Here is a 14,004-nt window from a genome sequence, read left to right as displayed (position 1 = left end):
ATCGTCGCTCGACATTTCTTGTGCGGGCGCTGGAAACGCCCTGATTTAAACGATTCCGAGCCATCCGGCTGATCGCCGGATAGCTCCGCTGTGGTCTTGCCTGCGTACTGCCCGGCCTGCGCGTCGTGGCGCAGGCCCCCTCCGGTCCTACAGCATCTGCTGGCTGATCGCCGCGATGTCCGCCGCGTTCAGCGTGCCGGCAGCCTGCTTGAGCTTCAGGCCGTCCAGCAAAAAGTTGTATCCAGCCTCGGCCTGCTGGCGCTTGGCGTTGTACAGGTTGCGCGTCGCGTCCAACACGCTGACGATGTCGTTCAGCCCTGCCTGGAAGCCCTCTTCCTTGAGCTTCAATGCCAGTTCGAACGACTCCACCGAGCTGTTCAGCGCCTTGATCCGGTCCATGCCGATCACGATGTTCTGGAACGACGAGAACACCTGGCGCTGCACCTTGCGCCGCGTAAGGCTCAGGTCGGACGAGGCCGCGCTCAGGCGGCTGGCCGCCGCGTGACTCATGCCGTAGGTGTAGCCGCCCTGGAAGATCGGCACCGACAGGTTCACCGTGAATCGGGTATCGGCCACCGTGCTGCCGCCGCCGAACAGGCTGCCGCCCGTCTCGTTGCGGCCGGTGGAGGCGCGCAGATTGACGCTGGGGTAGTAGCCCGCCTTCTGCACCGACACTTCCTTTTCCGCCACCGCCACGCCGGCCGACGCCGCGCGGATCGACCAGTTCTGGTCCAGCGCGGTGCGCAGCCAGGCCTGGGGATCGTTGGGCACGGGCAGCGTCATGGGCAGGTCCTTGCGCACCGGACGCAGCTTCAGGTTGCCGTAGCCGACGATCTCCTGCACAGCCTGTTGCTTGTCCAGGTAGTCGTTCTTTGCCAGCAGCGTATTGGCGTCCTGGATATCCAGGCGCGCCTGCACTTCGCTCAGGCCCACGCGGGTTTCCTGGCCGCTGTGAAAGCGCGCCTGCACCAGTTCCTGCTGCTTCCGCGTGGTGCGGCGCTCGGCCTCGGTCAGCTCGATCTGATCCTGCGCCGCCAGCACGCTGAGATAGGCGGTTGCCGTGCGCAGCATCAGGTCTTGCTGCGCGTAGGCGTAGCTGGCCACTTCCTTGCGCTCGGCCTCCTGCGACTGGCGCCACTTGTGATACGCGCCCAGCTCGAAGATCGGTTGGTTCAGGGTCAGCGCCCAGCCGTTCTCGGCCCAGTTGGCGCGGCCGGTCTGGTAGACGGTGTTTTCGCTGTCGACCACGTTCTGGCGGACGCGGCTGCGATTCATTTCGCCGCTCACGCTGGGCAGCAGGCCCGCGCGCGCGGAGATCACGCCATAGCCCACGGCCTGCAGTTCCTGGTAAGCGCCTTGCATCTGCGGATCGTTCTGCAGCGCCATCATGTAGACCTGGTCCAGCGTCATCGGATCGCTCTGGTCCGGCAACTGTGCGCCGTTGTACGCCGGCATGTCTTGCGCCAGATAGGACGCCGGCGCCGGAAACACGGTGTTCTCGTCAAAGCGCGGCGCGGGCGCGGGGGCCACGTCGTCCATCTGGGCGCTGGGCGTGGTCTTGCCGAAGCCGGAATCCTCCTGGGGAGTGGACTGCCCCAGCTTGAGCGGGCCGCTTTCGGTTTGCGGCGCCGTCGCGGCAGCGGCTGGGGCGGAGGCGGCCGGCGCGGAGGAGGCCGACACGGACATGGCCGGCGTCCCCTGGCTGGACGAGGCGCAGCCCGCCACGTTCAATGCGGCCATAACCGCCGCCGCCAGCATGCCCTTGCGCGCGAACGCCGGAGGAAAGTGAAGCTTGTTGTAGTCAGTCATAGTAGACAGTCAGGAACTCGTGCCCGTCCCGCGCTGCGCCCGCAGCCAGGCTATAGAGGCTGCGGGGTTCGTCGGGCAACAGGAAACCAAGAACATCGCTTTCCGCCAAAGCGAGACTGGCGGCCAGACGCAGAAGATCGGGGATGAACGCCCGCAACGGCAGCTCGGCCCCACGAAAAGTCACGGTGAACGAATCGCGCCGGGTGTCGGCCTCGTCCACTTCCAGGAACATGAAGCCGGCCGGATCGGCCTGCCCGCAAGCCTGCGCCACGATGCGCTGCGCAACCTGCCGCAACACCGGGTTGCCGAGCCGGGCCAGATAAGGCTCCAGGTGCGCATCGAACGCCGCGCGGTCTTGCAGATGGCGCATGCGGTAAGCCGTCACCGCCGCCTCGCGCTGCGTCGCCGGGTGCCATTTGTAGCCGCAGCCCAGGGGCAGCACGCCATGCTGGCGCAGCGCCTCCGGCGTGGGCATGAACTCCAGATAGACGCGGTACGTGCCGGCCGCGCCATCGGGTTCATAGGCGAAGAACATGGCGCGCGCATGCTCCATGTCCTGCGCCACCCGCATCCATAGCGCCTGCGGCATGGCAAGCGCGCGCGACAAGGTGGCCAAATCCAGCTGACGCCAGTTTTCGCGCTGTATGCCCAGCATGAAGCGGTTGCCGACCAGGCCTGCGGCCGAGAACTTCATCGACCATTCGACCCCGTCGATCTGCCGGTTCTTGAAGACCGACAGCAAACGGTCTGCCCAGATCCGTTGCTCCCCCCGCAGCGTGTGCAGGGGGATATGGATCTCGGGTTCGGCGCCGGCTTGGCTGGGGGCCTGGCCGATCGCGGGAGTCAAGGTTGCGGTCAGCATGGCCCTGCGGCGGGAATCAGGCCGCGGACTCGGCGGGCGCGGCGTCCTGCTGCAGCGCCTTCAGGCGGCGCTGCTCGTCCAGCTGCATGGCCAGGCGCTGGACGTTACCCAGCGACGCGCGATGCAGTTCGATCAAGCGCAGAATGCCGGCGCGATGCAGTTCGAGCACGCGGGCATCGTCGATGCCGGCGAACTTCTGCTCGTCCACGACCCAGAAGCCGCTCAGATAGCGGTCGCCGTCGGCCTGCGAAATCGTGATCGTCTTGGCCGTGAGCAAGCCCAGTTCGTTCAGGCGCTGGGCCATGTTCTTGGTCAGTTCCATTTCGCCCTGGAACACGCGCAGGAATTCCATCATCTGCGTCAGGTAGCCGGTTTCCTTGCCGTCCTCGAACAAGGCCACGCCCTCCGCGGCATTGACGCCGGGATAGGACTCGTCGATGCACACGGCCAACCGGTCGGCCTCGGCCGTGGTGCCCAGCACGAAGGGATAGCGGCGGGCAAAGGCGGGAACGTAGGTATCGGCCTTCCAGGTGCCCAGCTCGGTCACGAACAGATTGGACTTGTCTTCCAGGCCCAGCAGCACGGCCACGTGGAAGTTGCCAGCGTCGTCGCCCACGAACACGATCGGATAGTGGCGGCCGGCATCGGCGAATTCGCTGGCGGCGATGGGCAGAGCATTCGTGTCCTGCGCAAATGCGTAATGATCCGGCTGAATCTGGATCTTGGTGTCCTGGTGCGCTGCCCGATCCAGCGCCACAGCCCGTTCATAAAACACAGTCGCTGACATGCCTCTAGCCCTCCTTGCCTTTTTCCAGTTACGGACCCGAGCATCATGTAAAGCTTGCACACACTGTTGCTGATATGCCGGCCTTTTTGCTCAAGTCAATGCATCATTTTGTCTATTGACTGCAAGCATTAGACGAGGATTGAAACTCTTCGTCTATACCTGAAACTAGGTATATCTTCTTATGGCGAAAGGGAATTTTCTGGGTTGCAACTGATAACATCGCAATAAACTGATGTATTTCGCATTAATGCGAAGGCTTCACGGCGGACCGATAGCTGCCAGGCGGTGCGCATCGCGAAGTTGCTCTCGGATGGCTCCGCAAGAAAAAGCCCGCCGGGTCAGGGCGGGCCTTGGTTCAATCTTCGCGGCCAGGTTCCTGGCCGCACTGTCAGATGGCTGCTTGGCAGGCCGGCCGTTGCAGGCCGGTAAACGCCGTTTCCATCAAAGCACGAAGCAATCCGCCGAAGCGCGCACCGTCATGTCGCTGACCGAAACGCCCCAGGGTTGATCGATGGCCAGCAGGACCGCGTCGGCGATCGATTCAGGCTCCAGCGGCATGTGCGATATGCTCTCCGGATCGCGGGAATGGGGCGGCAAGGACCCATCCTGCAGGCCCTTTATCATCGCCGTGAATTGCTCCATGTTGTTCCCGACTATGCCAACGGCGGCAGCGTGGTTGACCACGGAGCCGCCCAGTCCGGTGCTGGGCACGCCCGTGGGTTTGATCGTCGTCACCTTGATCTTTCCGCGCGCCTCCATTCTCACGGCTTCCGACATGAAGTTGACTGCCGCCTTGGTGGCCCCATAGATCGCCGCGCCCACCACGGGAAAATTCCCGTAGATGGACGAGATGTTGACGAAGTGACCGCGTCCCTGGGACATCATGGCGTCGTGGGCGGCGATCATGCCGTTGAACACGCCCTTCATATTGATATCGATGCAGCGCATCCAGGCATCGTAGGCAAGCGCGTGATCGGCGACAAAAGCCAGCGGCATGATGCCCGCGTTATTGAGCATCACGTCGATCGAACCGTATTCGTGCACGCTGGCCGCGACGAGACGCTTCAGGTCATCCAGAATGCGGACATCGGCGGCTAAGGCCTGCGCCCGCCCCCCGGCCGCAATAATGCCCGCGACGGTTTCCTTGGCCGCCGCCGCATTGACGTCGCCACACGTCACCAACGCACCGCGCGCAGCGGCCTTCTGCGCGACCAAACGGCCGAAGCCTCCGCCTGCGCCGGTAATGACGATGGTCTTGCCTGAGATGTAGTCGTTCATGGTGTTTTTCCTTGTATGCCTCGATGTAGGCAAGCCGCTTGCGCAGAGCCGCATGGCTGCCATGTGCGTACCTTGCCGTCGTATCGGTCTATCGGTGCAATGACGCGTCAGGAGCCGCCCTGCGTTCGATGCGGCCGCTTCACCGACACCGTCCTGGGCACCGTGTACTCCAGCAAACCATCGACCCCGTTCTCGATGCCTATGCCCGATTGCTTGTGCCCGGCCATGGGCTTGGAGGGCTTGAGAGTGTGGATCTGATTGACCCAGACAGTGCCGGTGTTCAATCGCAGTGCGACCCTGGTCGCGGCCGCGTGATCGCTCCCCCACACCGACCCGCCCAAGCCATACTCGCTGTCGTTGGCCCGCGCAATCACTTCTTCCTCGTCGCGGAAACTGAGCAGCGGCAGGATCGGACCGAAAGGTTCCTCGCGCACCACGCGCGCCGTATCTGGCGGGTTGTCCACCAAGGTGATTGGAAAGAAATAGCCCTTCCCTTCGGGGACTTCTCCGCCGGCCAGAAAGCGGCAACCCTGGCTGCGCGTGTCCTCAAGCAAACGCTTCAGCCGCTCGAACTGACGGCGATTCTGCACGGGACCGAGCTGGACGCCCTCGACGTTGCCGGCCCCGAGCCGGGTTTCACGCGCCAGCCTCGCCAGCGCCTGCGCCATCCGGTCGTAAACATCTTCGTGGATGTACAAGCGCTTGATGGCAAGGCAGTACTGCGCGCTATTGGCGAATGCCCCCCAGAAGATAAGGGGTGCAATCGCGTCGATATCGGCATCGGCCATGACGATGGCCGCGTCGTTTCCGCCGAGCTCAAGTGTCAGCCGCTTCAGGTTGCCTGCTGCGCTAGCCATCACGGCGCGACCGGTTTGGGTCGATCCGGTGAAGCTGATCTTGTCGATGCCCGGATGCTCTGACATCAGCGGACCCAGCGCGTCGGACCCGCTAATGACGTTCAGCACGCCCGGCGGCAACACATCGCGCAGCAACTCGCCCAGCTTCAAGGTCGCCAGCGGCGTAAACGGCGAAGGCTTCAGCACCATGGTATTGCCCGTGAGCAAGGCGGGCGCGATCTTCCAGATGGCCAACACCAGCGGGAAATTCCAGGGCACGATGCCGCCGACCACCCCTAGCGGCACGCGCAGCACCCTGACCAACTCTTCGGGCGACTCGGTGCTCACGTCGGCGGGAAAATCCAACCCAGCCGTCGCCGTGCACCAGAATGCGGCGGCCATTACCTCCTGGCGCGCAGCCGCAAGCGGTTTGCCTTGCTCCCGCGTCAACAACTGCGCCAACGTTTCCTGATTGGACACGATGACTTCACCCACCCGGGCGATCAACTTTCGCCGTTCTTCCAATGGCAGTGCGGCCCAGGCGGGCGCCGCGCGCCGCGCGCTGGCCACGGCTTCGTCCAACTGCCGCGGCGCGGCGTCGGGCGCGCGAGCCACGACCTGCTCCGTGGCCGGATCGAGCACCTCGATGCGCCTTGACGCATCTACGGCCTTGCCATCTATGGTCATACTGAATTCAATGGGATTTCCCATGGTGATTCGGACCTCAATGTTGCGGGCCTGGCAAAACGTCCATCGGCCGCGCGTTGGCTGACGGCGCTCGCTACCGAGCGCCGTGATGAACAATCAGAGATCAAGCACAAGCAGCGGCGACTTGGCGCGCGAGCAACACGGGGTGAACTGGTCGCCGCTTGCATGCTCTTCGTCGGTAAGGAATACGTCGCGATGGTCCGCCACTCCTTCCACCAGCCGCATGACGCAAGAACCGCAGGAGCCCTCGCCGCAAGAGGTATAGATGTCGACACCCGCAGCAAGCAGCACGGACGCCACTGATTGGTCCGCGGGCACATGGAACAACTGGCCGGAACCGGCGAGCTTTACGTCGAAGGCGGTGTCCTGCGAGACATCCACGGCCTTGGCGCCGAAGTGCTCATACCGCACCCGATGCTTCGCGATGCCAGCCCCATCCGCCGCCCGGCAGACCCATTCGATGAAGCCAGCGGGACCGCAGACGTAGATCTCTTGCGTTGCGCCCGTTTGGGAAAACAGTTCATCCGGACGCAATCTCTGCTCATCGGGCTGGTCGTCATAGTGGAAGATGACGTTTGCGCTGAAGGCGGACTGGGCGATGCGGTCAAGAAAGGCCGCTTTCGATTGATTGCGAACGCAGTAGTGCAAGGAAAATTCCGTCCCCGCCGCATGCAGGGTTTCCGCCATGCACAGCATGGGCGTAATGCCTATGCCTCCCGCGAGCAGGATGCTCGGGGCCTGCGGCTTGAGCGGGAAGTGGTTGCGCGGCATGCCGATCACAACGATGGCCCCCGGTTGCAGGGTTTCATGGATCGCAACCGAACCGCCACGCGACTGGGGATCCCGCAGGATGCCGATGACGTAGCGGTGCCGTTCCGACGGCGCGTTGCACAGCGAATACTGCCGCACAATGCCAGGAGCGATGTATACATCTATGTGGGCTCCTGCCTCGAAAGGCGGCAGGTTGCCGCCGTCCAGAGCTTCCAGTTCCAGACTGATGATGTCGTCGGCTTCCTGCCGCCGGTGCGTAACGCGCACTGAACTCGTTACTTGAGATTGCATCGCTAATGCTCTACGGAATGAGGGGAAGAACCGCTAGTTCATGAAGCATCGAACAGGTAGATGCTTGGGGCCGCCGACGAAACGCGAGGCGCTCATGGTCATCTCGCCTGCCAGCTCTACACGCTGCAAGCGCGGAATCATCTCTTCGAACAGCAGGCGCATCTCCATCTTTGCCAGGTGTTGCCCCAGACAGATATGCGTTCCCAGCCCGAAGGCCAGGTGCCGATTCGGCTTGCGGTCAATGTCGAAAGCAAAGGGATTCTCGAAGGCTTCCTCGTCACGATTGGCCGAGCCGTAGCACAGCATCAACCAGTCGCCCTTGCGAATCTGGCGGCCGCGGATTTCGGTGTCTGCCACGGCGGTACGCATGAAATGCCGCACCGGGGACGCCATGCGCACCGCTTCGTCAATGAACTGCGGGATCAGGCCAGGATTGGCTTGGAGCCTGGGCAAAAGCTCGGGATACTGGCCGAGCGCCCACATGGCAACCGCGGTCGACGACGAGGTCGTGTCGTGCCCTGCCGTGGCGATGATCACGTAGTAGCCCAATCGGCTGTCCTCGCTGATGGGGACGCCGTCTATGACCGCATTGGCAAGCAGCGTCGCCACATCATTGCGCGGATTCGCACGCCGGTCGGCCGTGACCTTTTCGAAGTACGCGCGGAAGTCGGCCACGATGGCCAGCGTGTACTTGGCCAGCGCCTCGGGATCGCTGGCGCGCGCCTGCCCCGCACGTTTGAGTTCGGGGTCTTCGCTGCCGAACAGCTCCTGCGTCAACAGCAGCATCCTGCTTTCGTCCTCGGGTGGCACGCCCAGGATGTCCATGATGACGTGCAGCGGATAATGCAGCGCAATCTCCGTGGCGAAATCGATGACCTCGCCGTCGGCGGCGGCAAGCTTGTCGACGGTACGGGCGGCCAGGTCGCGGATCCGCTCATCCAGCTTGAGTATGCTGTTCGGCATGAACCATGCCTGCGTCAGTGATCGCAGCCCCTTGTGCTCCTCGCCGTCGACATGCACCAGCGACCTGATGCCGCCGTTGTGGCTCCCGCCTACGGCCACGAGCTGCTGAATCGTCGCCTTGGGGGAACAGATAATGGCGTAGTCGCCATTGCGGAAAGTCTGGGTGTCGCGCGATATCGCGGACACGTCCGCATGCTTGGTGACGACCCAGAAGGGATCGAAGCCGTCGTTGATCGCTCGCCCCAACGGGTTGTTGGCACGCGCCCATGTGTAAGTGGCATGCAGTTCATCAATGTCGGCATAGACCTGAGCATCAACCAGGACTTTCGAGACATGGCCGGGCAGATCGAAATCGGTATGGTTCATGATGTGGGGCGGGAAGGTGGAAGGGTCGATTCGAGGGGCGATGCATTACTGGACGGCTGCGATCGTCCAATAGGCATAAACCACTCAATAAATCAGAATTCAAATTCTGATTCTATTATTGAGAGGCGCCGGCCCCTCTTCAATGCGGGGTTTCCCTAGGCCCGCTCAGCGCCAGGCAAAGCGCTCGTTACCGCCGCTCCTTCGGCAAACGGCGTCCGCCATAAGAGAGAGCAGTGACCTCGCTTGATTGTTAAGAGAGATATCGCCTGCTACTGCATAATGTTGCACTTCAGGTTGGATAGATGTTGCCATGGCCACCTCTCGATCACAGAAAGCAATTACCAAGACGACACGCGCCTCCGGGGAGCGAAAGGCTCCCCGCGCGGCTCCGAAATCACCAGCTGCTCCCCGCCCTCCCCAGCAATTGCGCAGCGAGGAGTCGCTGGCCAAGATGATTCGCGCTGGCAGAGAGTTGATAGAACGACATGCGAACCTGGACCTGGTGCTGATCAATGACGTAATACGTCTGGCGGGCACATCCATCGGCGCGTTCTATGGCCGCTTCCAAGACAAGGAAACCTTTCTTGCGGCAGTCCTGGACGCCGCGGTCGCGGAAACCCAGGCGGAAGCCGACAACCTGGTCTGGCAGGACGCCGTCTGGACCGAAGGCACCGCCTCCGATATGGTCGCGGCCCTAGTCGATTACTACGTCCGCGGCTGCCGCCAAAACCGGGGAATCTTCCAGGCTCTGCTAAAGGTTTTTTCGATGGACCGCCGGGAATCGAGTCCGCTGGTCGCCCTGAATCGCCATATGAGTGCCCTGTTCATACCCGCTCTGGCGCGAAAAATGCCGGTCCGGGCAGGCGAGGATGTCGAATTGGATATCAAGATCGCCATGCAGATGCTGTCGGGAACGCTCAGCATCATGATGCTGACGGACCCGGGGCCGCTGCACCTCGCGGACGATGCAATCAAGCAGCAATTGACGGAAAGGATGCGGCGGATACTGCGCTTGGCCTGAAGACGGCCGCTTCGTGCGGCAGCCCGATCGCCGCCTGCGCCAGCAGCAAAAAGGCCGTCAGCGACATGTCGTTGACGGCCTTTCTTTATTGGTCGGGGCGGTGGGATTCGAACTCACGACCCTCTGCTCCCAAAGCAGATGCGCTACCAGGCTGCGCTACGCCCCGAAGGGTGGCAACTATACCAGATCTCGGCCCGCCTGGCCTATGCCTGTCTCTGGCCGTGCGTCCGGCGACGGCCCGTCTCGCTGGCGATCAGCCGAAACGGCCCGTGATGTAGTCTTCCGTTTCCTTGCGCGAAGGCTTCACGAAGATCTGGTCGGTCTGGCCGAATTCCATCAGCTCGCCCAGGTACATGTAGGCGGTGTAGTCCGAACAGCGCGCGGCCTGCTGCATGTTGTGCGTCACGATGACGACGGTGTAGTCGTTCTTCAGTTCGGCGATCAGCTCTTCGATCTTGGCGGTCGAAATCGGGTCCAGCGCCGAGCACGGCTCGTCCAGCAGCAGCACTTCGGGCTTGATGGCCACGCCGCGCGCGATGCACAGGCGCTGTTGCTGGCCGCCCGACAGGCTGTTGCCGCTCTGGTGCAGCTTGTCCTTCACTTCGTTCCACAGCGCGGCCTTGCTCAGGGCCCATTCCACGCGCTCGTCCATTTCACCCTTGGACAAGCGCTCGAACAGGCGCACGCCGAAGGCAATGTTGTCGTAGATGCTCATGGGGAACGGCGTGGGCTTCTGGAACACCATGCCGACCTTGGCGCGGATCAGCGAGATGTCGGTCTTGGCCGTCAGCAGGTTTTCGCCGTCCAGGATGATTTCGCCCTCGGCGCGCTGGCCGGGGTAGAGCTCGAACATGCGGTTGAAGGTGCGCAGCAGCGTGGACTTGCCGCAGCCCGACGGGCCGATGAAGGCGGTGACCTTCTTCTCCTGGATCGACATGTTCACATTGCGGATCGCATGGAACTTGCCGTAGTAGAAGTTCAGGTTCTTGACCTCGATCTTATTCTTGACGGCGGTAGCGGTGTTTTCCATTTGGTTTCCCTTGGCTCCGGAGCGCCCCAGGCGCGCCGGCAAAGCGATCTTTACTTGCGGAACATGTTGCGGGCGATGATGTTGATGCCCAGCACCAGCAGCGTAATCAGCGTGGCGCCGGCCCATGCCAGGTTGTTCCAGTCCTTGAAGGGGCTGGCGGCGTACTGGTAGATCACGACCGGCAGGTTGGCCATCGGGCCGTTCATGTTCAGGGACATGAACTGGTTCGACAGCGCGGTGAACAGCAGCGGCGCGGTTTCACCCGAGATCCGGGCAATGGCCAGCAGCACGCCGGTGATGATGCCGGTCTTGGCGGCGCGATAGCACACCATGGTGATCATGCGCCACTTGGGGCAACCCAGCGCGGCAGCCGCTTCGCGCAGGCTGTTGGGCACCAGCAGCAGCATGTTGTCGGTGGTGCGCACCACCACCGGGATCACCAGGATGGACAGCGCGATGGCGCCGGCCCAGCCCGAGTAGTGCCCGACCTGGGCCACGTACACGGCATAGATGAACAGGCCGATGATGATGGACGGGGCCGACAGCAACACGTCGTTCAGGAAGCGCGTGGCCGGCGCCAGCCAGCCGCGCTGGCCGTATTCGGCCAGGTAGGTGCCGGCCAGGATGCCGACGGGCGTGCCGATGAGCGTGCCCACGCCAGCCATCATCACGCTGCCGAAAATGGCGTTGATGAGACCGCCGGTCTGTCCGGGCGGCGGCGTGATCTCGGTGAAGAGCGTGTACGACAGCGCGGGCGCGCCCTTCATCAGCAGCGTCAGAATGATCCAGAACAGCCAGAACAGCCCGAACACCAGGGTGCCCAGCGAAATGGTCAGCATGATGCGGTTGACCACGCGGCGCCGGCGATAGGTGCCGTTCTGCATATTGAGTACGGATACAGCCATGATGTTTTCCTTGTGCTCGCGGCGCGTCAGGTTTTCTTGCCTTCACTGGCGGACAAGCGGACCAGCAGCATCTTGGCCAGGGCGAGCACGATGGTCGTGATCAGGAACAGGATCAGGCCCAGTTCCAGCAGCGCCGACTTCTGTATGCCGCCCGCCTCATTGAATTCGTTGGCCAGCGCGGAAGCGATCGAGTTGCCCGGCGAGAACAGCGAACCGGACCACTTGAAGGCGTTGCCGATGACGAAGGTCACGGCCATGGTTTCGCCAAGCGCGCGGCCCAGGCCCAGCATGATGCCGCCGATGACGCCCGACTTGGTGTAGGGCAGCACCACGCGCCACATCACTTCCCAGGTCGTGCTGCCCAGGCCGTAGGCGGACTCCTTGAGCATCGCCGGCACCAGTTCGAACACGTCGCGCATGACCGCGGCGATGAACGGGATGATCATGATCGAGAGGATCAGGCCGGCGGTGAAGATGCCGATGCCGAAAGGCGGCCCCGCGAAGATGCCGCCGATCACGGGCAGGCTGCCCAGCGTCGCGATCAGGAAAGGCTGCACATACTGCTGGAACACGGGGACGAAGACGAACAGGCCCCACATGCCGTAGATGATGGACGGAATCGCCGCCAGCATTTCGACCGCGGTGCCCAGCGGGCGGCGCAGCCAGGTGGGCGACAGTTCGGTCAGGAAGATGGCGATGCCGAAGGACACGGGCACCGCGATGATCAGGGCGATGGCCGAGGTCAGCAGCGTGCCGATGATGGGCACCACCGCGCCGTAATTGGAATTGACCGGATCCCAGTCGTTGAGCCAGAGGAACGACAGGCCGTACTTGGCCAGCGATTCGCGGCTGCCGTAGATCAGGGAAACAAGAATCGCCGCCAGCAGGATGAACACCAGGAAGGCGAACAGGCGGGTCAGGTTCTTGAATAGCGCATCCATCAGCGCGTTTTTATTTTGCTTCATAGGCGAAGGCGTGCCGGTAGTCACGGAGTCCGCCACGCTGGGCGAAAGCGGCACACTATTATCCATTACCGCGCTCATGGATGGACTTTCCTTAGGAAACCAGGGGAGAAACTGCGAAGGTCTTGCGGCGGACCGCCGCCGGCATTCCATACCCGGAACGCCAGCGGCGGCCGCTGTGGATTGCGCGCGACGGAGATTGGCATTGTCAGCCGGCCTCCCTCGCGCTCAAGCCTTTATTGCCAGACGGCCTTGCCGTCGGCGGCCTTGACTTCGCCCCAGGCGGCGCGGATTTCCTTGGTCACGGCTTCCGGCAGCGGCACGTAGTCCATGGCTTCAGCCGACTTGGCGCCGTTCTTGAAGGCCCAGTCGAAGAATTCCAGCACGGCCTTGCCTTGCGCCGGCTTGTCTTGCGACTTGTGGACCAGGATGAAGGTGGCGGCGGTGACGGGCCAGGAATCGGCGCCCGGCTCGTCGGTCAGGACCACTCCCATGCCCGGCGCGCTCTTCCAGTCGGCGTTGGCGGCCGCGGCGGCGAAAGCCTTCTGTTCCGGCTGGACGAACTTGCCGTCCTTGTTCTGCAGCTGCGTCCAGGCCAGCTTGTTCTGCTTGGCGTAGGCGTATTCCACGTAGCCGATCGAGTTCTTCAGCTGGCCGACGTAGGCGGCGACGCCTTCGTTGCCCTTGCCGCCCTGGCCCACGGGCCACTTGACGGCCTTGCCTTCGCCCACGGTCGACTTCCAGTCCGGCGACACCTTGGACAGGTAGTTGGTCCAGCCGAAGGTGGTGCCCGAGCCGTCCGAACGGTGCACGACGATGATGTCGGCGGCCGGCAGCTTCAGGTCGGGGTTCAGCGCCTTGATGGCGGCGTCGTCCCACTTCTTGATCTTGCCCAGGAAGATGTCGGCCAGGACCTTGCCCGACAGCTTCAGCTTGCCGGGTTCGACGCCGTCGATGTTCACCACGGCAACCGTGCCGCCGATGACGGCCGGGAATTGCAGCAGGCCGTTCTTTTCCAGATCGGCAGCCTTCATGGGATCGTCGGAAGCGCCGAAATCAACCGTCTTGGCGATGATCTGTTGCTGACCGCCGCCCGAACCGATGGACTGGTAGTTGACGGCGCTATTGGTGGCGGCCTTGTAGTCGGAGGCCCACTTGGCGTAGATCGGGTACGGGAACGAAGCGCCGGCGCCGGTCACGTCGGCGGCCTGGACGGCAAACACGGCGGCGCTCAGCGCGACGCCCAGGGAAACTTGTTTGAAGACACGTTTGAACATCAGGGTTCCTTCTGTGCTCGTTGGAGGAGTCTGGCAGGCTTGGAAAACTGCCTGTCTTTCAGCGACCCTCGAATATTAGAAGCCCTACATGACAGGATAGTGACAGTCATGATCCCGCCCCGAGGCGCTGCGCGCCTC

The 14,004-nt window shown here is 62.9% G+C and carries 12 protein-coding genes and 1 tRNA gene; 1 reads left to right on the top strand and 12 read right to left on the bottom strand.

What is annotated here, in order from left to right:
• Nucleotides 1-147: 147 nt before the first annotated feature.
• The 7 genes from NGK62_RS27015 to NGK62_RS26985 all read right to left on the bottom strand — a co-directional run bounded on the left by NGK62_RS27015 (nt 148) and on the right by NGK62_RS26985 (nt 8,671).
• Nucleotides 148-1,809, bottom strand: coding sequence for a TolC family outer membrane protein (locus tag NGK62_RS27015; RefSeq protein WP_251881174.1), 1,662 nt, complete (start codon nt 1,807-1,809; stop codon nt 148-150).
• Entirely contained in the window at nt 1,802-2,671 is an 870-nt protein-coding gene (locus NGK62_RS27010; protein ID WP_059380150.1) for a hypothetical protein, read from the bottom strand. The genes NGK62_RS27015 and NGK62_RS27010 overlap by 8 nt, the downstream gene beginning before the upstream one ends.
• A 16-nt stretch (nt 2,672-2,687) precedes the next feature.
• Nucleotides 2,688-3,458 (bottom strand): SapC family protein, encoded by a 771-nt coding sequence (locus NGK62_RS27005; protein ID WP_059380151.1) that lies wholly within the window; start codon nt 3,456-3,458, stop codon nt 2,688-2,690.
• A 441-nt stretch (nt 3,459-3,899) separates the two neighbouring features.
• Nucleotides 3,900-4,736: an SDR family oxidoreductase gene (locus NGK62_RS27000; RefSeq protein WP_251881173.1), complete on the bottom strand. Its 837-nt coding sequence runs from the start codon at nt 4,734-4,736 to the stop codon at nt 3,900-3,902.
• 107 nt (nt 4,737-4,843) lie between these two features.
• A complete protein-coding gene (locus tag NGK62_RS26995; protein WP_353506929.1) occupies nt 4,844-6,376 on the bottom strand; it encodes an aldehyde dehydrogenase family protein in 1,533 nt (510 codons plus the stop codon).
• Nucleotides 6,377-7,342, bottom strand: coding sequence for a PDR/VanB family oxidoreductase (locus NGK62_RS26990; protein WP_251881172.1), 966 nt, complete (start codon nt 7,340-7,342; stop codon nt 6,377-6,379).
• A 33-nt stretch (nt 7,343-7,375) separates the two neighbouring features.
• Nucleotides 7,376-8,671, bottom strand: coding sequence for a cytochrome P450 (locus NGK62_RS26985; RefSeq protein WP_251881171.1), 1,296 nt, complete (start codon nt 8,669-8,671; stop codon nt 7,376-7,378).
• A gap of 310 nt (nt 8,672-8,981) precedes the next feature.
• Between NGK62_RS26985 and NGK62_RS26980 the strand changes: the two genes are divergently transcribed.
• Entirely contained in the window at nt 8,982-9,692 is a 711-nt protein-coding gene (locus NGK62_RS26980) for a TetR/AcrR family transcriptional regulator (protein WP_251881167.1), read from the top strand.
• Nucleotides 9,693-9,781: 89 nt separating this feature from the next.
• Here NGK62_RS26980 and NGK62_RS26975 read toward each other — a convergent pair.
• From NGK62_RS26975 to pstS, 5 genes are all read right to left on the bottom strand, one after another.
• Nucleotides 9,782-9,858: transfer RNA gene (locus NGK62_RS26975), tRNA-Pro, on the bottom strand.
• An 87-nt stretch (nt 9,859-9,945) separates the two neighbouring features.
• On the bottom strand, nt 9,946-10,722 hold the full coding sequence (gene pstB, locus NGK62_RS26970; protein WP_006221056.1) for a phosphate ABC transporter ATP-binding protein PstB: 777 nt from the start codon (nt 10,720-10,722) through the stop codon (nt 9,946-9,948).
• A 50-nt stretch (nt 10,723-10,772) separates the two neighbouring features.
• The gene (gene pstA / locus NGK62_RS26965; RefSeq protein ID WP_118932910.1) at nt 10,773-11,627 is read right to left on the bottom strand and encodes a phosphate ABC transporter permease PstA; all 855 of its coding nucleotides are present in this window, start codon (nt 11,625-11,627) and stop codon (nt 10,773-10,775) included.
• A gap of 26 nt (nt 11,628-11,653) precedes the next feature.
• Nucleotides 11,654-12,670, bottom strand: a complete 1,017-nt coding sequence (gene pstC / locus NGK62_RS26960; RefSeq protein ID WP_059380153.1) for a phosphate ABC transporter permease subunit PstC — start codon at nt 12,668-12,670, stop codon at nt 11,654-11,656.
• A 155-nt stretch (nt 12,671-12,825) separates the two neighbouring features.
• The gene (gene pstS / locus NGK62_RS26955) at nt 12,826-13,866 is read right to left on the bottom strand and encodes a phosphate ABC transporter substrate-binding protein PstS (protein WP_054451357.1); all 1,041 of its coding nucleotides are present in this window, start codon (nt 13,864-13,866) and stop codon (nt 12,826-12,828) included.
• Nucleotides 13,867-14,004 lie beyond the last annotated feature (138 nt).

Source organism: Achromobacter sp. Marseille-Q4954 (assembly GCF_943737025.1).
Taxonomy (GTDB): Bacteria; Pseudomonadota; Gammaproteobacteria; order Burkholderiales; family Burkholderiaceae_B; genus Achromobacter; species Achromobacter bronchisepticus_A.
The sequence above is the reverse complement of the archived record's forward strand: the minus strand, read 5'-3'. Positions and strand labels throughout refer to the sequence as shown.